General features: G+C 64.2%; 20 protein-coding genes. 7 read left to right on the forward strand and 13 right to left on the reverse strand.

Annotated features, from left to right (window positions below):
• Positions 1–102: 102 nt before the first annotated feature.
• Positions 103–603: an MmcB family DNA repair protein gene (locus NKI25_RS04590; RefSeq protein WP_023676393.1), complete on the forward strand. Its 501-nt coding sequence runs from the start codon at positions 103–105 to the stop codon at positions 601–603.
• A 101-nt stretch (positions 604–704) separates the two neighbouring features.
• On the opposite strand, the gene NKI25_RS04595 is transcribed toward NKI25_RS04590, so the two are convergent.
• The 10 genes from NKI25_RS04595 to NKI25_RS04640 all read right to left on the reverse strand — a co-directional run bounded on the left by NKI25_RS04595 (position 705) and on the right by NKI25_RS04640 (position 11040).
• The gene (locus NKI25_RS04595) at positions 705–893 is read right to left on the reverse strand and encodes a hypothetical protein (protein ID WP_352570235.1); all 189 of its coding nucleotides are present in this window, start codon (positions 891–893) and stop codon (positions 705–707) included.
• 135 nt (positions 894–1028) lie between these two features.
• Positions 1029–1391, reverse strand: coding sequence for a nuclear transport factor 2 family protein (locus tag NKI25_RS04600; RefSeq protein ID WP_023676394.1), 363 nt, complete (start codon positions 1389–1391; stop codon positions 1029–1031).
• 85 nt (positions 1392–1476) lie between these two features.
• Entirely contained in the window at positions 1477–1950 is a 474-nt protein-coding gene (locus tag NKI25_RS04605; protein WP_352448517.1) for a carboxymuconolactone decarboxylase family protein, read from the reverse strand.
• Between the two features lie 111 nt (positions 1951–2061).
• Positions 2062–3615: an alpha/beta fold hydrolase gene (locus tag NKI25_RS04610; protein ID WP_352635844.1), complete on the reverse strand. Its 1554-nt coding sequence runs from the start codon at positions 3613–3615 to the stop codon at positions 2062–2064.
• A gap of 106 nt (positions 3616–3721) precedes the next feature.
• Positions 3722–4030: a formate dehydrogenase subunit delta gene (locus NKI25_RS04615; RefSeq protein WP_352570237.1), complete on the reverse strand. Its 309-nt coding sequence runs from the start codon at positions 4028–4030 to the stop codon at positions 3722–3724.
• Entirely contained in the window at positions 4020–4847 is an 828-nt protein-coding gene (fdhD, locus tag NKI25_RS04620) for a formate dehydrogenase accessory sulfurtransferase FdhD (RefSeq protein ID WP_502897325.1), read from the reverse strand. Before fdhD ends, NKI25_RS04615 begins: the two co-directional genes overlap by 11 nt.
• Positions 4848–5049: 202 nt before the next feature.
• Positions 5050–7962 (reverse strand): formate dehydrogenase subunit alpha, encoded by a 2913-nt coding sequence (gene fdhF, locus NKI25_RS04625; protein WP_352998213.1) that lies wholly within the window; start codon positions 7960–7962, stop codon positions 5050–5052.
• Positions 7963–7974: 12 nt separating this feature from the next.
• Positions 7975–9531 (reverse strand): formate dehydrogenase beta subunit, encoded by a 1557-nt coding sequence (locus NKI25_RS04630; RefSeq protein WP_023676804.1) that lies wholly within the window; start codon positions 9529–9531, stop codon positions 7975–7977.
• Positions 9528–10007 (reverse strand): formate dehydrogenase subunit gamma, encoded by a 480-nt coding sequence (locus NKI25_RS04635; RefSeq protein WP_023676805.1) that lies wholly within the window; start codon positions 10005–10007, stop codon positions 9528–9530. Before NKI25_RS04635 ends, NKI25_RS04630 begins: the two co-directional genes overlap by 4 nt.
• A gap of 133 nt (positions 10008–10140) precedes the next feature.
• A complete protein-coding gene (locus NKI25_RS04640) occupies positions 10141–11040 on the reverse strand; it encodes a LysR family transcriptional regulator (protein WP_023717897.1) in 900 nt (299 codons plus the stop codon).
• 193 nt (positions 11041–11233) lie between these two features.
• Here NKI25_RS04640 and NKI25_RS04645 point away from each other — a divergent pair, with 193 nt between their 5' ends.
• The gene (locus NKI25_RS04645; RefSeq protein ID WP_023676807.1) at positions 11234–11875 is read left to right on the forward strand and encodes a DUF47 domain-containing protein; all 642 of its coding nucleotides are present in this window, start codon (positions 11234–11236) and stop codon (positions 11873–11875) included.
• Positions 11875–12879, forward strand: coding sequence for an inorganic phosphate transporter (locus NKI25_RS04650; protein WP_352826829.1), 1005 nt, complete (start codon positions 11875–11877; stop codon positions 12877–12879). Before NKI25_RS04645 ends, NKI25_RS04650 begins: the two co-directional genes overlap by 1 nt.
• Positions 12880–12917: 38 nt before the next feature.
• On the opposite strand, the gene NKI25_RS04655 is transcribed toward NKI25_RS04650, so the two are convergent.
• The gene (locus tag NKI25_RS04655) at positions 12918–13295 is read right to left on the reverse strand and encodes a VOC family protein (RefSeq protein WP_352826831.1); all 378 of its coding nucleotides are present in this window, start codon (positions 13293–13295) and stop codon (positions 12918–12920) included.
• A 194-nt stretch (positions 13296–13489) separates the two neighbouring features.
• Between NKI25_RS04655 and NKI25_RS04660 the strand changes: the two genes are divergently transcribed.
• From NKI25_RS04660 to chrA, 4 genes are all read left to right on the forward strand, one after another.
• Complete coding sequence (locus NKI25_RS04660) at positions 13490–14674, forward strand: Mrp/NBP35 family ATP-binding protein (RefSeq protein ID WP_352826832.1); 1185 nt, start codon at positions 13490–13492, stop codon at positions 14672–14674.
• A 239-nt stretch (positions 14675–14913) separates the two neighbouring features.
• A complete protein-coding gene (locus NKI25_RS04665; RefSeq protein ID WP_352577478.1) occupies positions 14914–16719 on the forward strand; it encodes an IlvD/Edd family dehydratase in 1806 nt (601 codons plus the stop codon).
• A gap of 318 nt (positions 16720–17037) precedes the next feature.
• Positions 17038–17877, forward strand: coding sequence for a chromate resistance protein ChrB domain-containing protein (locus NKI25_RS04670; RefSeq protein WP_352826833.1), 840 nt, complete (start codon positions 17038–17040; stop codon positions 17875–17877).
• A complete protein-coding gene (gene chrA, locus NKI25_RS04675; protein ID WP_352998214.1) occupies positions 17874–19262 on the forward strand; it encodes a chromate efflux transporter in 1389 nt (462 codons plus the stop codon). The genes NKI25_RS04670 and chrA overlap by 4 nt, the downstream gene beginning before the upstream one ends.
• Positions 19263–19265: 3 nt before the next feature.
• Here the strand turns inward: chrA and NKI25_RS04680 are convergent, their stop codons facing one another.
• Together NKI25_RS04680 and pdxR are read right to left on the reverse strand one after the other, a co-directional pair.
• A complete protein-coding gene (locus NKI25_RS04680) occupies positions 19266–20855 on the reverse strand; it encodes a trimethylamine methyltransferase family protein (RefSeq protein WP_352826836.1) in 1590 nt (529 codons plus the stop codon).
• Positions 20856–21049: 194 nt separating this feature from the next.
• Positions 21050–22543: a MocR-like pyridoxine biosynthesis transcription factor PdxR gene (pdxR, locus tag NKI25_RS04685; RefSeq protein WP_023676815.1), complete on the reverse strand. Its 1494-nt coding sequence runs from the start codon at positions 22541–22543 to the stop codon at positions 21050–21052.
• Between the last annotated feature and the right edge of the window lie 240 nt (positions 22544–22783).

A 22783-nucleotide genomic window follows, 5' to 3' on the forward strand; every position in this document is an offset into this window, starting at 1 on the left:
CTTGTAGCGCCCGCTCCACAGTATTTTGCAGATTAGGTTTGTCAGCCAGATAATCGCCGCGACCGGGTTCAAACCGTGAACAAAATCTGGCATGGTGCGGTAATGCCGATCATCTCACCTCTACCCCTCAATCCGCTCATCGACGGCCGCCAGTCGGAGCGCGCCATGCTGGTCAGGCGCGGCGTGCAGCGGCTGCTCAGGCAGATGGGCGCGCATGTCTTGCCCGAACTGTCGCTGGCCACCGGCCGGCGGGCCGACCTGGTTGCGCTGACCCGCCAGGGCGACATCTGGATCATCGAGATCAAATCCTCGATCGAGGATTTCAGGGTCGACCGCAAATGGCCGGACTACCGGCTGCATTCCGACCGGTTCTTCTTCGCCACCCATCCCGGCGTACCCCAGGAAATTTTTCCGCAGGAGTGCGGCTTCATTCTCTCCGACGGTTACGGCGCCGAGATTTTGCGCGATGCGCCCGAGCACCGCATGGCGGCGGCAACGCGCAAGGCGCTGATGCTGAGGATCGCACGCGCCGGTGCGTCGCGGCTGCTGGCGGCGGAGCTTGCCGGCGTGTCGGTGCCCGCGCTGGACGGCGAGAGCGAATAGAGGTTTGCGCTCTCCGTAATTATAGACGTCGCGCTGCCCCTCATCCGGCTGCCGCCACCTTCTCCCCGTAAGTGACGGGGAGAAGGGAGTAAGCCGGACTGCTATTCCACGATGCGGTAGATGTTCCACAGGCTGGTGCCCGACACGACATAGGGCTCCATCTCCTTGCCCCATTTGGCGTGCGCGTCGATCTTGGCGATCCTGGCGAAGAACGCCTCCAATTGGGCGAGGCTTTCGACCTGGTGATGTGACCCGACCGTCGCTTCCCGCGCGCCGTTCGATTCGGTCATGATCTGGAACTTGAGGTCGTCGAGGCCGACCTGCGAGCCGATCTCGCGTTCTCATTCTTTAATAGTTCGAGCACGGTCTGCTTGTGGCCGAACTTGGCGTCGATCTGCCACCTGGCACTGAACATCGCCGCCGCCTCACTCGTCCCATGCCTGCACGACGGTCTGCCGCACGATCAGGCCGTTCTTCAGCTCCAGCATCGCCGCGCAGAACACCTTGGTCCCGTCCGGATAGGCGCAGGCCTGGGTGAAGGCGAGATTGTTGCCGTCGGCGATGGTGGTGTCGACCTTGTGGGTCATCGCCCGGCTGCAGATGTCGTCCCAGAACGTGGTGATCGCAGCGCGCCCGCGGATTTCGCGCGGCTTGCTCGGCGGGTTGTTGCGGTCGATCACCCGCACCAATGCGTCGTCGGCATAGAAGCTCGCCAGCAATTTTCCATCACGGCCCTCAATCGCCTTCTTGATCGCAGCGCCGTCTATCGTCTGTGTCTTGGTCGGCAATTTTTCCTCCATAGGCCCGTCTTCTCGGATCGGGTGGTTGCTTGATCAGGCACTGCCCGGCGCTCGCCGCCGGGCAGTGGCTTCTTCACTGCGACTTCGCCTTGACGGCCGCGAACACCTCGTCGGACTGCTTCTTGAAAGTGGCGAGATCGACCTGGCTGCCGTTGAGCATCGTCGACCAGTGGCGCACGATCGCCGCCATCGCCACCGCCTCCTTGATCTCCTCGTCGCTGGCGCCATTGAGCTTGGCCGCCTGCGTGTGGAAATAGATGCAGTACTGGCAGGGGATCTGCGAGGCGACGGCGAGGCCCATCAATTCCTTGGTCTTGCCGTCGAGCGCGGTGTTTGGGTTGAGCTGCACGCCCTTGATCTCGGCCCAGGCGCCGGCAACGGCGACGTCCGGCAGCGTCTTGAACATGTCCGGTACCGAGCCGAGCGTTGCCTGGATGTCCTTGTAGGCAGCCGTCGCCGAGGCGTCTTCGGCCTTGGCAGGAACGATCGCCAACAGCGCGCCAACGCCTGCCGCCAGCACCAGTGATTTGAGTGTCGACTTCAGCATTTTATTCCTCCCTTCGCAGCGCCTTTCCCGGCGACATCCGCCTGGCCTGCATGGGACGAAGTGATAGCGCTTACGCATGCCCGGCCGCTTCGCCCGAAAGCGCCATGGCTCCTATGGCCCGTGCGGGCCAGCGTGCCGGGCCGAGAACGCCGCCGCCGCCGCCCGCGACGGCAGGTCCAGCTTGAGCAGAATATTGGCTACGTGGCGCTTGACGGTGTGTTCGCTCAGCCCGAGTTCGGCGGCGATCGCGGCATTGCTCTTGCCATCGGCGATGAGGTTCACCACCTCGCTTTCGCGTGCCGTCAGTGCGGCCGGCTCGGCAGCCTTGGCCTTCGGCCGGCAGGCCGGCTCCAGATGCTGTTCCGAGGTCGCCTGCACCAGCGCCAGCGGCTCATCCAGCTCGTCAAGCGCGATGCGCCCGGCGTCATTGAAATGAAGGCCTGAACCGGCGGCGAGGTCGGCGACCAGCCGCGAAGCGAGGATGTCGCCGCGCCCGGCATGCGCGGCAAGCTGCATCGTCACGCGCGCCGTCAACCCCGTCGGCGGCCCACGCAACTCGACCTCGCCGACATGCACGCCCTGCGCGCTGGCGACGCCGATCTCCTGCGCCGCATCGCGCAGCGCCGCCGCACAGCGTACGGCCCGCGCCGGGCCGTCGAAGCGCGCCATCATCAGCTCGCCATTCGTGCCGGCCGGGCGGCCGCCATGGCGCCCGACCAGCAGCCGCCATGTTTCCTGAAAACGCTGGCTGCGCTCGCTCCACATGCGGTCGCCAAGCCGCGCCGTGTCGTAGATCCGGGTGACCAGCAGTGCAGCCAGCACGCGCTCGGCCTCGGCAACGGCGCGCGCTCCGGTCAGGAACTCCTCGATCAGATCGGCCACCCGGTCGACATCGCCGGTCCAGATCGGGTGATCGCGCCCGGGCACCTCGACCAGCCGCGAATTCGGGATCTTCCTTGCCAGGAAGCGGCTGGCCTCCGGGTCGACGCGCGCATCGTTGCGGCGATGGACCAGCAGCGTCGGTGCGCTGATCGCCGCCAGCACGCCGCGCACGTCGATAGCTGCATTCATGCGGGCCAGGGCGATTGCCGCGGTCGGGCTCGCCGACAGCCGCTCGAAGCGCGCCCACCATGTGGCGAAACGCGGATCGTCGACGCGGCCGGGTGCGAAATGCGGCAGGGTGGCGCCGGTGCCCCATGCGGTCTCCGCCGTCGCGATGAACGCCTCCAGGCGTTCCGGCGGCATCACCCATTTGTGGAAATGCGAATAGCCGCCATAAAGCGCCAGCGCCCGCGTCCGCTCCGGGTAGGTGGCGGCGAACAGCATTGCCATCGGCGCGCCTTCCGAAGCGCCGAGCAAGGCGGCGCGGCCGCTGCCGGTCGCATCCATCACCGCGCGCACATCGTCCATGCGGGTTTCGAGGCTGGGCAGATGGTGGGCATCGACGCGATCGGACAGACCGGTGCCGCGCTTGTCGAACAGGATCAGCCGTGAGAACGCGGAAAGCCGCTTCAACAGCCGGGTGTAGCCCTCGTCTTCCCAGTGCAGGTCGAGATTGGAAATGAAACCCGGCACGAAGACGAGATCGAGCGATCCCTGGCCGACCACCTGATAGGCGATCCGCACGTCGCCACTGAGCGCGTATCGAGTTTCGATCGGCCTCACGAGGTTTGTCCGCCCGACCCGACGAATTCTTGTCGCCGATCATAGCAGAGGCGCGCAGCTTGCGGCAGATGAAACTTTAGAGAGCGTGAATGTGGGCCCGCGGCGCCTACTTCTGTGACGCGGCGGTCGTCTCGGTGTTCGCTCCGCCAGCGCTGAAACCTGCGCCCTCCGGCGCGCCAGGCCGCTTGATGTGTGGCGCGGCCGCGACGACAAGCTCGTTGAACCCTTCGCCGCCGCTGTCCAGCATCTCGAACAATTGCCGGCGCATCCTCGGCTCCCAGAACTTGTTGATGTGCTCGGCGACGCCGGCAATGCCTTGCTCGCGCGGCTTTGAGTGGAAAAAGGCGGCGATCTGGTTGGCCATGCGAACCAGCTTTTCGCTGGTGCTCATGAGGTGGCCCTCGTCATGCGACATGCTTGGCAACTCCGGAAACCACTCGGTCAGGATGGGTAAAAATATCGAAATCGTCGCCGCGCACCAGCGCCACCAGCGTCATGCCGGCATCGTCCGCGGTGCGGATGGCAAGTGCGGTCGGCGCCGAGACGGCAATGATGACGGCCGAGCCGATCGCCGCGGTCTTCTGCACCATCTCGACCGAAACGCGCGACGTGACGACGACGGCCCCCGACCTGCCGTCGATACCGGCTTTGGCCAGCGCGCCAGCCAGCTTGTCCAGCGCGTTGTGGCGGCCGACATCCTCACGCGCCATGACGATGCCCTTGCCGGGGAGGTAAAAACCGGCGGCGTGGACGGCACCGGTCTCGGCGTGCAGCGGCTGCAGCTTCGACAAAAGCTTGACCGAGCGGACGATGTCATTGGCCTGAAGTGTAAGTTGCGACGCACCGACCGGGTTTACCGAGCGCATCGCCTCCTCGATCGATTCGATGCCGCACAGCCCGCAGCCGACCGGCCCAGCCAGCCTGCGCCGCCGCGCTTCGAAGCGGGTGTTGGCCTGGTCCTTCAGCCGGATCTGGATATCGATGCCGGCGCCGTGATCCTCGACCTCGATCGCTTCGATTTCGTCCGGCGAGGCAATGATGCCTTCGGTCAGCGAGAAGCCGAGCGCGAAATCCTCGAAATCAGCCGGGCTTGCCATCATCACCGCATGCGTGGTGCCGGCAAAGGAGAACGCCACCGGCGTCTCTTCCGGCACCATGCGGTTGGCGGCCGCAGTGCCGCCGGCGCGGCGCGCGAGGCGGCTGATCTGTGTGACAGCACGACGTTTGGGCATCACGCGGCACCCCCCTCTGGCCTGCCCTCTTTGTCATCATTTGGCATCTCCCCCTCAAGGGGGGAGATCGGCAGTTCAGGCGTCGCGGCGCACCTTTCGACTTTGGTGATTGGCGAAAGTCGAGATGACATCCAATCTCCCCCCCTGAGGGGGAGATGGCCGGCAGGCCAGAGGGGGGTACTCCGGCACGAAACCAAAACCGCTACTCCGCTGCTTGCAGCGGGGCGATGCGGCGGCTTTGCTTTGCCTGCTCGTCATAGTCGCGCTGCCATTCCGACGGGCCGTTGGATGCACCCACCTGCACCGCGGTCACCTTGTATTCCGGGCAGTTGGTCGCCCAGTCGGAGAAGTCGGTGGTGATGACGTTAGCCTGGGTGTCGGGATGGTGGAAGGTCGTATAGACGACGCCCGGCGACACCCGCTCGGTGATCAGCGCGCGCAGCGTCGTCTCGCCGGAGCGGCTGGTCAGCCGCACCCAGTCGCCGTCGCGCAGGCCGCGATTTTCGGCATCGTGCGGATGGATCTCCAGCCGGTCCTCGCTATGCCAGACCACATTGTCGGTGCGCCGGGTCTGCGCGCCGACATTGTATTGCGACAGGATGCGGCCGGTGGTCAGCAGCAGCGGGAAGCGCGGTCCGGTCCTTTCGTCGGTCGCGACGTATTCGGTGCGGATGAACTTGCCCTTGCCGCGCACGAAGCCGCCGATATGCATGATCGGCGTGCCTTCCGGCGACTTCTCGTTGCAGGGCCACTGCACCGAGCCCACCCGGTCGAGAAGGTCGAAGGAAACGCCGGCGAAACTTGGTGTTGTCTTGGCGATCTCGTCCATGATCTGGGACGGATGCGTGTAGTTCCAGCCGAGGCCGAGCGCCTTGGCGAGCTCCTGCGTCGTTTCCCAGTCGGCATAGCCGCATTTCGGCTCCATCACCTTGCGCACCATGTTGATGCGGCGCTCGGCATTGGTGAAGGTGCCGTCCTTCTCGAGGAACGTCGAGCCGGGCAGGAACACATGCGCGTAGTTGGCCGTCTCGTTGAGGAAGAGGTCGTGCACGACGACGCATTCCATCGCGGCGAGACCGGCGGCGACATGCTTGGTGTCGGGGTCCGACTGCAGGATGTCCTCGCCCTGCACATAGAGCCCCTTGAACGAGCCGTCGACGGCCGCATCCAGCATATTGGGGATGCGCAGGCCGGGCTCGTCGTCGAGCTTGACGCCCCACAGGCTCTCATAGATGGCGCGCACCGCGTCGCCTGAAATGTGGCGATAGCCGGGAAGCTCGTGCGGGAACGAGCCCATGTCGCAGGAGCCCTGCACATTGTTCTGGCCGCGCAGCGGGTTCACGCCGACGCCCGGCCGGCCGATATTGCCGGTCGCCATGGCGAGGTTGGCAATGGCGATGACAGTGGTCGAGCCCTGGCTGTGCTCGGTCACGCCGAGGCCGTAATAGATCGCGCCGTTACCGCCGCGGGCGTAGAGCCGCGCCGCGCCGCGTATGTCGTCGGGATCGACATTTGCAAGCTGGCCGACCACTTCCGGGCTATTTTCCGGCAGCGCCACGAACGATGCCCAGTCCTGGAACTCGTCCCAGTCGCAGCGCTCGCGGATGAAGGCCTCGTCGAACAGGCCCTCGGTGACGATGACATGGGCAAGTGCGGTCAGCATGGCGACGTTGGTGCCCGGCTTCAGCGGCAGATGGAACTGCGCCTCGACGTGGGCCGAGCGCACGATGTCGGTGCGGCGCGGATCGAGCACGATCAGCTTGGCGCCCTCGCGCATGCGCTTCTTCATGCGCGAGGCGAACACCGGATGCGCATCGGTCGGATTGGCGCCGATCAGCAGGATCACGTCCGTCTGCTCGATCGAATCGAAGTCCTGCGTGCCGGCGGAGGTGCCGAAGGTCTGGCCGAGACCATAGCCGGTCGGCGAATGGCAGACACGGGCGCAGGTATCGACATTGTTGTTGCGGAAGCCCTGCCGGACAAGCTTCTGGACGAGGTAGGTCTCCTCGTTGGTGCAGCGCGAGGAGGTGATGCCGCCGATCGAGGTGCGGCCGTACTGGTACTGGATGCGGCGGAATTCATTCGCCGTATGGGTGAGCGCCTCTTCCCACGACACTTCGCGCCACGGATCGCTGACCTTCTCGCGGATCATTGGTTTCAGGATACGGTCCTTGTGCGTCGCGTAGCCATAGGCGAAGCGGCCCTTGACGCAGGAGTGGCCGTGGTTGGCCTTGCCTGCCTTGTAGGGCATCATGCGGATGACCTCGTCGCCCTTGACCTCGGCCTTGAACGAACAGCCGACGCCGCAATAGGCGCAGGTGGTGACGGTCGAGCGCTCGGGCAGGCCCTTCGCCAGCACGGTCTTTTCCCTCAGCGCATCGGTCGGGCAGGCCTGCACGCAGGCCCCGCACGACACGCATTCGGAATCGACGAACGCCTCGTGCATGCCGGCCGAGACCCTGGATTCGAAGCCGCGGCCCTCGATGGTCAGCGCGAACGTGCCCTGCACCTCCTCACAGGCGCGCACGCAGCGCGAGCAGACGATGCACTGCGTCGGATCGTAGGTGAAATACGGGTTCGATTCATCGCGGGCGATGTAATCGATGGTCAGCGAGCCATGGCCGGGCGCCACGCCGTTTTCCTGCTTGACGTGGTTGCGGCCGTCCACGCCATAGCGGTTCTCGGTCAGGCCGACCGTCCTGACGACCTTGTCGAACTCGCTGGCGCCAGTGCCGGCCTTCTCGCCCCACGCCGCAGGATGGTCGGAGAGGTAGAGTTCCATCACGCCGCGGCGAATGGCGTCTAGCCGGTCGCTCTGCGTATGCACGACCATGCCTTCGCCGACCGGCGTCGTACACGAGGCCGGCGTGCCGCCGCGCCCGTCGATCTCGACGAGGCAGACCCGGCAGGAGCCGAACGAGTCCAGCATGTCGGTGGCGCAGAGTTTCGGGATTTCGACGCCCGCTTCCATCGAAGCGCGCATGATCGAGGTCCCCGCCGGCACCGTCACCGACTTGCCGTCGACCGTCAGCGTTACCTTTTGTTCTGCTTCAGAGGCGGGTGTGCCGTAGTCGATTTCCTGGACCAGCGATTTGATGTCGAATGCCGCGTTCATACCTGTCCGCTCCTATTCCGCTGCTTCGGCGACCGGCGTCGGCCGAAAGTCGTCCGGGAAATGGTTGAGTGCACTCATCACTGGATATGGGGTGAAGCCGCCGAGAGCGCAAAGCGAGCCGAACTTCATCGTGTTGCAAAGGTCGGTGACCAGCGCGATCTGCTTTTCCGGTTCGACGTTCTGGGAGAGCCGGTCCAGCACCTCGACACCGCGCGTCGAGCCGATGCGGCACGGCGTGCACTTGCCGCAGCTCTCGATGGCGCAGAATTCCATGGCGAAGCGTGCCTGCTTCAGCATGTCGGCGCTGTCGTCGAAAACGACGATGCCGGCATGGCCGATCAGCCCGTCCTTGGCCGCAAACGCTTCGTAGTCGAACGGCGTGTCGAACAGGGCGCGCGGGAAATAGGCGCCGAGCGGACCGCCGACCTGTACCGCCTTGACCGGACGCCCGGTCGCCGTGCCGCCGCCGATATCGTCGACGATCTCACCCAGCGTCATGCCGAACGCGGCCTCGTAGAGACCGGGATACTTGACGTTGCCGGCAATCTGGATCGGGATGGTGCCGCGCGAACGGCCCATGCCGAAATCCTTGTAGAAGGCAGCGCCCTTGTCCATGATCACCGGCACCGAGGCCAGCGAGATGACGTTGTTGATCACTGTCGGCTTGCCGAACAGGCCCTTGTGCGCCGGCAGCGGCGGCTTGGCCCGCACCTGTCCGCGCTTGCCTTCGAGGCTGTCGAGCAGGGCGGTTTCCTCGCCGCAAACATAGGCGCCGGCGCCGACGCGCACTTCCATGTCGAATGAATTGGCCGAGCCGAGCACATTGACGCCGAGCACGCCGGCCTTGCGGGCGATCTCGACGGCCTTCTGCATCACCGCCACCGCGTGCGGATATTCGGAGCGGATATAGATAAAGCCCTTGGTCGCGCCGGTGGCGATGCCGGCGATCGCCATGCCTTCGATCAGCACGAAGGGGTCGCCTTCCATGATCATGCGGTCGGCGAACGTGCCGGAATCGCCTTCATCGGCATTGCAGACGATGTATTTGCGGTCGGCCGACGTATCGAGCACAGTTTTCCATTTGATGCCGGTCGGGAAGCCGGCGCCGCCGCGACCGCGCAGCCCGGACTCGGTCACCTGCTTGACGACCTCGGCCGGCGTCATCGCCACTGCATTCTGCAGGCCCTTCAGCCCGCCATGCGCCTTGTAGTGATCGAGCGACAGCGGATCGGTGACGCCGCAGCGCGCAAAGGTCAGCCGCGTCTGCCTGGCAAGGAACGGGATCTTGTCCGGTGCGCCCAGCCAGCGCTTGTGGTGGCCGCCGGTGAGGAAGCCGCAGTCGAACAGGCTTTTGACGTCGGAGGGCTTCACCGGCCCATAGGCGACGCGGCCATTAGCTGTTGCCACTTCGACCATCGGCTCGAGGAAATAGGCGCCGCGCGAGCCGTTGCGCACGATCTTGGCCTCGATGCCGCGCTCGGCCAATTCCGCACGAACCGCCTTGGCGACCTTTTCCGCACCGAGCGCCAGCGCGCCGGAATCGCCGGGAATATAGATACGCGGGATCATGAGCGCACCTCGGCAACGATCTCGTTGAGCTTTTCGTCGTCGAGCCGCCCGATCACCTCGTCATCCAGCATTGCCGACGGCGAGCAGGCGCAAAGGCCGAGGCAATAGACCGGCTCCAGTGTCACCGAACCGTCGCGGGTTGTCTCGTGGAAACCGATGCCCAGCAATGATTTGAGCTTGGCGGCAATCGCATCCGAGCCCATCGACTGGCAGGCTTCCGCCTGGCAGAGCTTCAGCACATGGCGGCCAGCCGGCTGGCTGCGATAATCGTGATAGAAGGTCACGACGCCGTGCACCTCGGCCCTGGAAATGTTCAGCGCCTCGGCGATGACCGGCAGCGCGTCCTGCGGCACATAACCGAACTCTTCCTGGATGCCGTGCAGGATCGGCAGCAGCGGGCCTTCGAGGCCTTTCAGCTCGTGGATGATCGCCGCGGTGCGCGATGCGATCTCGGTACTTGCAGGCTGCATCGTCATGCAGCGCCCTCCCTGGCCGTGGCGGTCTTCCGCTAAGTGCTTAGGAAATCAGAGGAAACCCGCTAAATCAATAAAGCCGATCCGTTGCTCGATAGAAATTTTCTATCGTTCGCGGTCACCAGCCTTGTCTAGCCTAGCGGCGGGCGCGGAAATCGTCCGCCAGCGCCATTGCCTCGTCCAACAGCGCCGAGACCAGTGGCGTGTGCGGTTCGCGCGGTGCCGCCACCAGCCCGACGGTGTGGCTGGCATCCGGCTCGACGATCGGGATAGCCCGGATCGGCTCGGAAAAGCCGAACGTTTCCGCAAGGTTAAGCGGCATGATGGACGACCATTTGCCGGTGCGGATATGCGAAAACAGCACGATCATCGAGTTGGATTCCAATGTCGGCCGCACCTGCACGCCGGCTTCGGCCAGATGCTGGTCGATGATGCGGCGGTTCTGCATGTCGGGCGTCAGCAGGCAGAGCGGCAGCTGACTGAGTTCCGCCCATGTCACTTTGTCGCGGTCGAAATAGGGGTTCCCGACGGCGGTGATCAGTTGGTAGCGCTCGTCGTAGAGCGGCACGCTGGTGACGCGTCCGAGCGGTTCGTTGTCGAGATAGGTGATACCGGCGTCGATGTCGAAATTGCCGAGCAGCGACAGCACCTCGATCGAGGTGCGCGACAGCACCGAGAAGGTGACGCCGGGATGCTTTGCCCGAAACGGCGTCGTCAATCGCGCCACCATGGCCAGCGCCGTCGGGATCGCGGCGATGCGGATGCGCCCCGACAGGCCGTGGCGTGCCGCCCGCATCTCCTCGCGCATGGTCCTGCTGTCGCCGACGATGCGGCGCGCCCACACCAACACCTGCTTGCCTTCCGGCGTCAATCCCTGGAAGCGCGAGCCGCGCAGCACCAGCATCACGCCGAGCTGGCCTTCCAGCTGCTTGATGCCGGCCGAAAGCGTCGGTTGGGTGACGCCGCACACCTCCGCCGCCCGGCCGAAATGTTCTTCCCTGGCAAGTGCTATGAAGAATTCCAGCTTATCGATCATGCCGTCGGGAGCCTGTCACGGACGCTGTGTCCGATTGTAGCGCGCAACGTCGTGGAAATCGCCTTCGGCCGCAAGCCGCGTGTGTAAATCGTCCGCATCCACATCTTTCAGCCGGCTTACTGTTTCCCGCGATGGAATGCGGCGCTATGTGAATGAGACGGGGTCGTGGACTGGACACGACGGGAGACCGAACATGCTGGGCTGGTTCCGCAAGCTGCTGCCGCGCGAAGATCGCTTCTTCGACCTGTTCGAGCGGCATTCCCGCACCGTGGTCGGTGGCGCCGAGGCACTGCAGCAGCTTTTGCAGGGCAACGACATCGACCGCTGGTGTCAGACGATCATCGATCTCGAGGACGAAGCCGATCAGATCACCGCGGAAGTGCTGCTGGCCGTGCGCCGCTCCTTCATCACGCCCTTCGACCGCGGCGACATCAAGGACCTGATCCAGTCGATGGATGATGCCATCGACATGATGCACAAGACCGTCAAGACGGTAAAGCTGTTCGAAAAGAAGGAATTCGACCCGCTGATGCAGGAAATGGGGGGCGTCATCGTCGAGGCCGCCAAGTTGGTGGCCGAGGCGATCCCGCTTCTCGGCAAGGTCGGGGCGCATACGGTGCGCCTCAACGCCATCGCCGAGGAAGTCATGCGCGCCGAAGGCCGGGCCGACGACCTGCACGAACAGGGCCTGAAGGACCTGTTCAAGCGGCACGGCCGCAGCGATCCTATGGCCTATCTGATCGGCAGCGAGATCTACGGCCAGCTGGAAAAGGTGGTCGACCGCTTCGAGGACGTCGCCAACGAAATCAGCGGCATCGTCATCGAGAACGTATAGTGGAAGCCGCGATAGCCTTTCCGGTGCTGGTCGGCCTTGTCGTCGTCGCGCTGTTCTTCGATTTCCTCAACGGCCTGCACGATGCCGCCAACTCTATCGCCACCATCGTCTCCACCCGGGTGCTGCGGCCGCATTATGCGGTGTTCTGGGCGGCCTTCTTCAATTTCATCGCCTTCATGTTCTTCGGTCTCCACGTAGCGGAGACGCTCGGAACCGGCATCATCGACGCCAGCATCGTCACGCCGGCAGTGGTCTTCGCAGCACTTGTCGGCGCCATCGTCTGGAATATCGTCACCTGGCTCGTCGGAATTCCGTCCAGCAGCTCGCACGCTCTGATCGGCGGTTTGGTCGGCGCCGGCGTTGCCAAGGCAGGCACCGGTGCCATCGTCTGGACCGGGTTGGGCAAAACGACGGCGGCCATCGTGCTATCGCCGGCGGCAGGCTTTCTGCTGGCGCTTGTCTTGATCCTCGCGGTCTCCTGGCTGTTGGTGCGGCAGACGCCGTTCGCCGTCGACAGCACCTTCCGCGTCATGCAGTTCTTTTCCGCCTCGCTCTATTCGCTCGGCCATGGCGGCAACGACGCGCAGAAGACTATGGGCATCATCGCCGTGCTGCTCTATTCGCAAGGCATGCTCGGCGCGAATTTTTACGTGCCGCTTTGGGTCGTCATCACCTGTCAGTCGGCGCTGGCGCTGGGCACGTTGCTCGGCGGCTGGCGCATCGTCCACACGATGGGCTCGAAGATCACGCGGCTGAACCCGATGCAGGGTTTCTGCGCCGAGACCGGCGGAGCGATCACCCTGTTCGCCGCCACCTGGCTCGGTATTCCTGTATCGACCACGCACACGATCACCGGCGCCATCATCGGCGTCGGCGCCGCCCGCCGCGTCTCCGCCGTTCGCTGGGGCATTGCCGGTAACATCGTGGTGGCATGGATCGTCACCCTGCCGGCAACCGCGGTGATCGCGGCTCTCACCTACCTCGCGGTCGGCCTGGCATGGTGACAGCACCGTAGCACTGCGCGGCAGGCGATGCGCCGTATCTACCTATCCACAAGGTTCAGGATGTTGCCGTCCGGATCCTTGAACCATGCGACCTTCATGCCCTGACCGACATGAACATCACCCTCCAGCGTCAGGCCGGGCATGTCGTAATGCTCGAAGGTCACGCCCTTCGATGTCAATGCCTCAACGATCTTGCCGAGTTCGTCGCCGACCGTCCATGTCACAGCCGTCGCCTTGTTGGTCCCAGCGAAGTTCGAACGGTAGACGTTGATGCTGGTCTCGCCGCTTTTATAGACGATCAGTTCGCCACCTTCATTGTGCACCTCTTTCAGGCCAAGGACCCCTTCGTAGAATGCCCTGGCCTTGGCCAGGTCCTTCACGGCGAGATTGGCCGTCGCGTTGCTGTTTGCGAGCATGATTCGTCTCCTTCCCTGGCTGTCATTCCATGCTCATGAAATAGGCTGCGTTGACGATTTGGCGACGGCTGCTCCCACTGGAAATGCCGTCATATGCTCGCTGCCTCCCCGATACGCCGCTGCAATTGGTGGTCCATCGCTTGGTTCTGTTCCTGAACTGCATTATCTGGAGCGGAAAAGTAGAGGAAAAACTCATGCCCGCCGCCAATGAAAACGTGACCAAGGAAATCGTTGTCGAGCGCCTGAAGACGGTCAATGGGCCGGATTTCACCGGCAATATCGTCGACCTCGGCCTGGTTTCCGAGATTTTCATTGCCGATGCCAAGGTGTTCTTTTCGATCACCGTTCCCGCTGCCCGTGCCCAGGAGATGGAACCGCTGCGTGCGGCGGCCGAACGTGTCGTCAAGGCGATCCCCGGTGTTGCCGGCGCCGTGGTCGCGCTGACGGCGGAAAAGAAGGGCGGCGGCATGGAGGCGCCGGTTCCGCAAAGACCGGCTCAGAGGCCCGCTCCGCCGGCCGCACCTGCGCGTCCCGCGCCGCAGGCGCCCGCCTCGCACAGCCAGGGCAAGCGCGGCGTACCCGGCATCGAAGCGATCATCGCCGTCGCTTCCGGCAAGGGCGGCGTCGGCAAGTCGACCACCGCCGTCAATATCGCCCTTGGGCTTGCCGCCAACGGGCTGCGGGTCGGGGTGCTCGATGCCGACATTTATGGCCCTTCCATGCCGCGTCTGCTCAACATTCGTGGCAGGCCTCAGACCGTCGACGGCAAGATCCTGAAGCCGATGCAGAATTATGGCCTCAAGGTCATGTCGATGGGCTTCCTCGTCGATGAGGAGACGCCGATGATCTGGCGCGGGCCGATGGTGATGTCGGCATTGACGCAGATGCTGCGCGAGGTCGAATGGGGACCGCTTGATGTGCTCGTCGTCGACATGCCGCCCGGCACCGGCGATGCCCAGCTGACCATGGCCCAACAGGTGCCGCTGGCCGGCGCCGTCATCGTCTCGACGCCACAGGACCTGGCCCTGATCGATGCGCGCAAAGGCCTCAACATGTTCAGAAAGGTCGACGTGCCGCTATTGGGTATCGTCGAAAACATGAGCTATTTTCTCGCCCCCGATACGGGAAAACGCTACGACATCTTCGGCCATGGCGGCGCCCGCCGCGAGGCCGAGCGTCTCGGCGTCACCTTCCTTGGCGAAGTGCCGCTCGAGATGGGCATCCGCGAAAGCTCCGATGCCGGCACGCCAGTGGTGGTCTCCAAGCCGGATGGCGCTGAGGCGAAAATCTATCGCGACATCGCCGCCAAGGTCTGGGACCGCGTCAATGAAGAGCGCGGCGCGGCCGAGGCTGCAGTGCCGAGCATCGTGTTCGAGTGATGCGGATGTCCCTCCCCCAAGTGGGCCCCTTGAGGGGGAGGGTGGCCGGAAGGGTCAGGTAGGGTCCGCGGCGACGCGCTCCAACTTTTCCGGGATAGCGGGCTGACAAACCACGATCCCGTCTAGCGCGGAGGCAGGTGTATGTCTTTCGTACCAAAGAGCGGATTCGGATGGCGCGTGCCCCTTGCCTGCTCCCGCGCGTTGTCATATCGATTTGTCATACAAATACGGAGACCACGATGGCAGGCGCCCCCACCCACAAGAAAAAATTTCGCTCGCAGGAGTGGTTCGACAATCCCGACAATCCGGGCATGACGGCACTCTATCTGGAGCGCTACCTGAATTACGGGCTGACGCGGGCCGAACTGATGTCCGGCAAGCCGCTGATCGGCATCGCCCAGACCGGCTCGGACCTGTCGCCCTGCAACCGCCATCACATCGAACTGGCCAAGCGCGTGCGCGAAGGCATCGTCTCGATGGGTGGCATCCCTTTCGAGTTCCCTTGCCACCCGATCCAGGAGACCGGCAAGCGGCCGACTGCTGCACTTGACCGCAACCTTGCCTATCTCAGCCTGGTAGAGGTGCTCTACGGCTATCCGCTCGACGGCGTGGTGCTCACCATCGGCTGCGACAAGACGACGCCGGCCATGCTGATGGCCGCGGCCACCGTCAACATTCCGGCTATCGCGCTTTCGGTCGGCCCGATGCTCAACGGCTGGCACAAGGGCAAGCGCACCGGCTCCGGCACCATCGTCTGGGAATCGCGCCAGCGCCTGTCGGCCGGCGAGATTGGCTATGACGAGTTCATGGATATCGTTGCCTCCTCGGCGCCGTCGACCGGCTATTGCAACACGATGGGTACCGCCACCACGATGAATTCGCTGGCCGAGGCGCTCGGCATGCAATTGCCGGGCTCGGCCGCTATCCCCGCCCCCTATCGCGAGCGCGGCCAGATCGCCTACGAGACCGGAAAGCGCATCGTCGACATGGTGCATGAGGATCTGAAGCCCTCCGACATCATGACCCGTAAGGCCTTCGAGAACGCCATCGTCGTCAACTCGGCGATCGGCGGCTCGACCAATGCGCCGATCCACCTCAACGCCATCGCCCGCCATCTCGGCGTGCCGCTCGACAATGACGATTGGCAGAAGGTCGGCCTCAACATACCGCTCATCGTCAATCTGCAGCCGACGGGCGAATATCTCGGCGAGGACTATCACCATGCCGGCGGCGTGCCGGCCGTGGTCGCCGAACTGATGAAGGGCGGCCTGCTGCCCTATCCGGAAGCCATGACAGCTAACGGCAAGACCATCGGCGACAATTGCAGCGGCGCCGTCAACGAGAACCTCGACGTCATCCGCACGGTTGCCGAGCCGCTGAAAGCCAATGCCGGCTTCATCAATCTCAAGGGCAATCTGTTCGATTCGGCGATCATGAAGACCAGCGGCATCTCGCCCGAATTCCGCGAGCGCTATCTGTCGAACCCGAAGGACCCCGAAGCCTTCGAGGGCAACGCCATGGTCTTCGACGGCCCCGAGGACTATCACGCCCGCATCGACGACCCGGCACAGGGAATTGACGAGCACACCATCCTGTTCATGCGCGGCGCCGGCCCGATCGGCTATCCCGGCGGCGCCGAAGTCGTCAACATGCAGCCGCCTGCCTATCTGATCAAAAAGGGCATCCACGCGCTGGCCTGTATCGGCGACGGTCGCCAGTCGGGCACGTCGGGCTCGCCGTCGATCCTCAACGCCTCGCCGGAAGCCGCCATCGGCGGCGGCCTGGCGCTGCTGAAGACCGGCGACCGCGTCCGCATCGACCTGCGCAAGGGCACCGCCGACATCCTCGTCAGCGACGACGAGATCACGCGGCGCCGCGCCGAGCTGCAAAACAATGGCGGCTATCAGTATCCGAAGCACCAGACGCCCTGGCAGGAAATCCAGCGCGGCATGGTCGACCAGTTTTCCGAAGGCATGGTGCTGAAGCCGGCGGTGAAATACCAGGATGTGGCTCATACAAGCGGCGTGCCGAGGGACAATCACTGACCAGGGTCCGTCGCACGAGCCAGCCGCCGGTGCAGGCAATTTGCCGAGGTCAGCGCCAGGAGGGGTAGGGGTGGGGGTACATCGTAGAGCGAAAGCCTCGGCTTTCCACCTGCGATAGCCTGCCGTTAATGGGCAGAAATGCCCGGCACAGGGTTGGACGCGGTCATTTGTCAACAGCGATTGCTCCCGCGAGAACGGCAATGCTTGACAAGCGGGCGTGACAAATCCACGATCATCACAAGGGGTGCATCGCGACGACCCCGTGAGGCGTCAGCCCAACGTTCGCGTCCAAGCTTCTCTTTCAAGGAGGTGGACGCCATGCCGTCAACAACCGCTATCACTGTATCGCAACTGTCCCGTCTGATTGGGCTGCCGGGTGCACCCGCAATCATCGACGTCCGCATCGACGATGACTACAACGCCGATCCGCGCCTGCTGCCGGGGTCGGATCGTTGTGATTTCAGGAGTGTCTCGAACTGGGCTGCCGACTTCGTCGGCAGGCAAGTGACAGTCGTCTGCCAACAGGGAAAAAAGCTCTCGCAAGGCGTGGCCGCATGGCTACGGCAGGAGGGCGTTGCCGCCGAATCGCTCGATGGCGGGTTTGAAGCATGGCGCGATGCCAAGGGCCTTCTCGTTCACGCCGATAAGATACCGCCCGCCGATGCCAAGGGCCGCACCGTTTGGGTAACGCGTACGCGCCCGAAGGTCGATCGCATCGCCTGCCCCTGGCTGATCCGGCGCTTCATCGATCCTCACGCGGTCTTTCTCTTCGTCGAGCCGGCCGAAGTGGCGGCCGTCGCCGATCGCTTTCAGGCCATCCCTTTCGACATCGAGAACGTGTTCTGGAGCCACCGCGGCGAACGCTGCACCTTCGACACCATGATCGAGGAGTTCGGGCTCAAATCCGAAGCGCTCGATCGCCTGGCCACGATCATACGCGCTGCCGATACTGCGAGCCTCGATCTTGTTCCACAGGCGGCCGGGTTCCTGGCCGCCTCGCTTGGCCTGTCACGGATGTTTCGCGACGATCTGGAGCAGCTCGAGGCCGGCATGCTGCTTTACGATGCGTTCTTCCGCTGGTGCCGCGATGCCACCGAGGAGACGCATAACTGGCCGGTCGCCGGCGCAGTCAGTCTCGGCGCAGGCAAACCATCGTGAGCGCCGTCTTTTCGAAAAAGCCGGCGGAGATCCAGGAGCCCGCTGTGCCGAGCTTCCGGCAGGCCGTGAAGGTCTGGGCGAAAATCGGCGTGCTCAGCTTTGGCGGCCCGGCCGGGCAGATCGCGCTCATGCACAAGGAACTGGTCGAGGAACGGCGCTGGATCGGGGAACAGCGCTTTCTGCATGCGTTGAACTACTGCATGCTGCTCCCTGGCCCCGAGGCCCAGCAACTCGCCATCTATATCGGCTGGTTGCTGCACAAAACGGTCGGCGGCCTTGTTGCCGGCCTCCTCTTCGTCGTGCCGGGCGCGCTTGTCATGCTCGTCCTGAGCAGCCTCTATGCGCTCTATGGCGATGTACCACTCGTCGCGGCGCTGTTTTTCGGGGTCAAGGCGACCGTGCTCGCCATTGTCATCGAGGCGGTGATCCGGATCGGCAGACGCGCGCTGAAAAACCCGGTCATGGTGTCGATCGCACTCGCCGCCTTCATCGCCATCTACGCGTTGAACGTGCCGTTTCCGCTGATCGTGCTGCTTGCCGGGCTGGCAGGCTGGATCGGCAACCGTAGTGCGCCGGCAGTTTTTTCCAGCGCCTCGCATGGCAAGGGCGATGTTCCCGACATAAAGGGCGTGGTCGATCTGATGTTCGAGCGCGGTGAACTGACCCACGTCAGGCCGACACGATGGCACGCGCCGCGCACTTTGGCGATCTGGCTGCCGATCTGGCTGGGGCCTGTTCTGCTGGTCTGGGCTTTCACCGGCCCTGCCAGCGTTTGGACTCAAATCGGTGGCTTCTTCAGTGTCATGGCGGTCGTCACCTTCGGCGGCGCCTACGCAGCCCTTGCCTATGTCGCGCAGGCAGCGGTCGAGTACTTCGGCTGGCTGGCACCCGGTGAAATGGTCGACGGCCTCGGACTTGCCGAAACCACGCCGGGTCCGCTCATCCTGGTCTTGCAGTTCGTCGGCTTCGTTGCCGCGTTCCGCCAGCCGGGCTTGCTGGCGCCGCTGCTTGCCGGACTGTTTGGCGGGCTGTTCACGCTGTGGGCGACGTTTACCCCATGTTTCCTATGGATATTCCTTGGGGCGCCTTACATCGAAGCGCTGCGCGGCAACAAGGCGCTGTCGGCGGCGCTCGGTGCGATCACCGCCGCCGTCGTCGGCGTCATCATGAATCTCGCTCTATGGTTCGGCTTGCACGTCATCTTCGGCGAAGTGCGCAATGTCGGGCTTGGAATGGACGTGCCGGTGCTTTCATCGATAGACTGGCGCGCGGCGCTGCTTTCCTGTGCCTCGATGATCGCCATTCTGAAGCTGAAGATCGGTATGCTGCCGACGCTTGCCGGATCGGCGCTGGCCGGTGTCTTGTTGCTGGCGGCGAGCGGGTAACGCTCAGCCGCCCATTCTGCCGCGCGGCAGCTTGATCATATCGCCGAAGCGGGCGCGCAATTTGTCGTCGACCGGCTTTGGCACATGGCGCGGGAAGCGTTCGGCAAGCACGCGTTTCTTCTCGACGATCGCCCGCTGCAGGATATCGGGCCTGCCTTTCTCATTCCATTCCTTCGGCGAAAAGCGGTCGCCGACGGCCGGATAGAAATATTCGGTCTGCATCAGCCGCAGCGTCTGCTCGTTGCCGAGATAATGGCCCGGGCCCTTCAGGCAGACATCGGCAATCGTGTCGATCGACAGCGACTCGTCCGTCACTTCGATGCCGCGCACGCAGCGCAGGCAGTGGCCGAGCATGTCGTTGTCGATGATCAGGCTCTCAAGGCAAAAGCCGAGCAGCGAGGCGTGCATGCCGGCCGATTCGTAAACCAGGTTGAGGCCGGCAAGACCGGCCATCACGTCGGTTATGCCCTTTTCGTAGCCGGACTGAATATCAGGCAGTTTCGAATCTGTCATGCCGGCGGCCGAACCGCCCGGCAGGTCGTAAAATTGCGCCATCTGCGCGCAGGCCGCGGTCAGCACCGCCTGCTCGGCCGAACCGCCCGACATGGCGCCGGTCCGGAGATCCGAGACAAACGGCCAGGTACCGAAAATCGCCGGATGGCCTGGCTTGATGGCGTTGACGTAGATGAGGCCGACGAGCACTTCGGCGACCGCCTGCACCACGGCGCCGGCAATCGCCGCCGGTGCCGTCGCACCCGCCTGTCCTGCCGACAGCAGCAGGATCGGAATGCCGCCCTCGACGCAGGCTTCGAGAACGCCACAGGCGTCCTCGGCAAACTTCATCGGCGGCACGACGAAGCAGTTCGAATTGGAGACGAAAGGCCGCGCGCGAAAATTCTCTTCGCCGCCCGCGATCGCATAGAGCATGTCGAGCGCCGGCTTGACGTTCTCACGCACGGTAAACGAGGTGCCGACATGCTTCGACGTGCCCATGACGCAGGCGTAGAGCGTGTTGAAATCCATATCGAGCGGGTCGGGAATGTCGCGCGGCACCATCGGCCGCTGGAAGAAATGGATGTTGTCGAGCCCTTCGACTAGGCGCGCGGCATCATAAATGTCCTGCAGCAGCGACTCGCGATACTCACGCTTTTCGACATCGACAAGATGCACCGCAGCACCGGCCGTGCCGTAGTGCACACGCTTGCCCTGGATCACCATGTCGTGCTTCGGATCCTGGCCGTGGAGGGTGAAATGCCGCGCCGCGTTCTTGATGGTGTCGAGCACAAGGCCGCGAGGAAAGCGCAGGCGGCCGTCCTCACTGAAGGTCGCGCCGGCTTTGGTCAGCGCCTCGATGCAGGAGGGGATGGCGTTGGCGAAGCCGACCGTCTCAAGAAGGGTAAGCACGGCCTCGTGGATACGTTCGCAATCGCTGCCGCTGAGCGGGCTGTAGCTTCCGCCTTCGAGGCCGGCACGCACCGGCTTGACGTCGTCGGCAAGCGGTGCCGCCCGCATGGCGCGGCGCGCCTCGCGCCCGCCGGACCGCCGCGAACGCTGGTCTGCGGACACGTCCTGCTTCTCATGGGCCATTGGCATGAAGGCACTCCAACTTTAGCTGCGGAGCGGGCGCGGCGGTTGGTCCACCATCGGCCTGCTTCGTCCCCTCTATACAGCGACTATGCCGCCGGCATTGGCACAGCCTATGTGCCAGCCGGTCCCGTCGCATATGCCAAGGAGCTAAAGAACCGGCGCCGCACTACATGCGCCAGGCTCCGGTCGGGGAAGGGAGATCAGGCCGCTGCCGGCCTGCGTCCAGCTGCCGTCGCCAGTTCGCGGATGCCGGGTTCGATGTGCTGCAACGCGATCGAGGAAATGCCCAAGCGCATGAAACGCGATGGCTTTTCGGTGCGGTCGAAGAAGCGGTCGCCAGGCTCGATGATGACGCTGCGCGAGGCCGCGGCCTCCGCCAGCCCGCGCGAATCGGTGCCGCGCGGCCCCTCGAGCCAGAGCGACGTGCCGCCGGCCGAATCGGTCGAGCGCCACTCCGGCAGGAAGGCGGAAATCGCATGGACCAGACGCTTGCGCCTCTCGTCGAAGGCGCTCGACAGCCGCCGCACCAGCGCCTCGTGATGGCCGAGCGACAGGAACAATGCGACGGCGCGCTGGTTGTTCGCCGGCGGATGGCGCAGCATGAAGCGGCGTAGCGCCCGAAGCTCGGAGATCAGCCCGGCCGAGGCGACGATGTAGCCGAGCCTGAGGCCGGGAGCCAGCGTCTTCGACATCGAGCCGACATAGACGACGCGGCCGGAGCGATCGAGGCTCTTCAGCGCCTGCTGCGGCGCCTCGTCCAGGAGCTGGCTGTCATATCCGTCCTCGATGATGATCTGGTTGTGCCGGTTGGCGCGCGCCAAAAGCTCCTGCCGCCGCTCTGCCGACAGCGGCACCATGGTCGGGCAATGGTGGCTGGGCGTGACGAAGACGAAGCCGGAATCATTGGGAATGGCCGAGGTTACGATGCCGGAGTGGTCGACCGGAACCGGCTGGATCTCGGCGCCGGCCAGCCGGAAGATCGAACGTGCATCGGGATAGCCCGGGTCCTCCATCGCCACCTTGGAGCCCTTGGTCATCAACAGCGTCGCCAGCATGTAAAGCGCGTTCTGCGCGCCCAACGTCACGATGATCTCGTCCGGATTGGCGAAGATGCCGCGTCGCGGCAGCAGCCGTGCCTGGATCTGCTCGATCAGGAGCGGATCGTCGCGGTCGACCATGTCGGATGCCCAGTTGCGGATTTCGAGCACCGCCAACGCCATGCGGTTGCACTCGCGCCATTCGGCGGTCGGGAACAGCGCCGGGTCGAATTGGCCATAGACGAAGGGGTATGACGACTTGATCCAGTTGTCGTGCTTGGCCGGCGGCGGCATGTCGCTCGCCGCGATCTGCCGACGCGCCTTCCAGTCGATCTCGTTGGCCTGGTCGGGCGCCTTCTGATGCGGCTTGGCCGGCGTCGCCAGCACTTCGGGATTGACGAAATGGCCGCGGCGCTCGCGCGCCACCAGGAAGCCCTGATCGACCAGCTGCTGGAAGGCCAGCACCACGGTGCCGCGCGCCACGCCGAGTTTTTCGGCAAGAATCCGGCAGGACGGAAGCGGCATGGAAGCCGCGATCTGCCGGTCGAGGATGGCGGCGACGATCGCCTGGCGGATCTGCGCCTGCAGGGTCTGACCGGATTCCGCCGAAATCCGGAACAGGCCGGACCATATGGCCGTGTCGTTTCGCTGTGGCATGGGAGATGTTCCTCGATGGCCAGCTTTTTTCACTTGGCTGGACCAGTCGAATGTACCGGTGGCACAAGGTGTTGCGCCAATCAATTTTTCTGATCGCTGGGATTTATGCCAGTGATCCTTTGAGCCGGCCCACGCTGCGCTGCGGCATCGCTGCGCATTGAAACAGATGGAATTCGACCCGATAGTTTGCCGCGACGACACGCGCCGGAAACATCCGGCCTGATAAGATGCATCTCAAGA

This window comes from Mesorhizobium sp. M0808 (assembly GCF_040320025.1).
Lineage (GTDB): Bacteria > Pseudomonadota > Alphaproteobacteria > Rhizobiales > Rhizobiaceae > Mesorhizobium.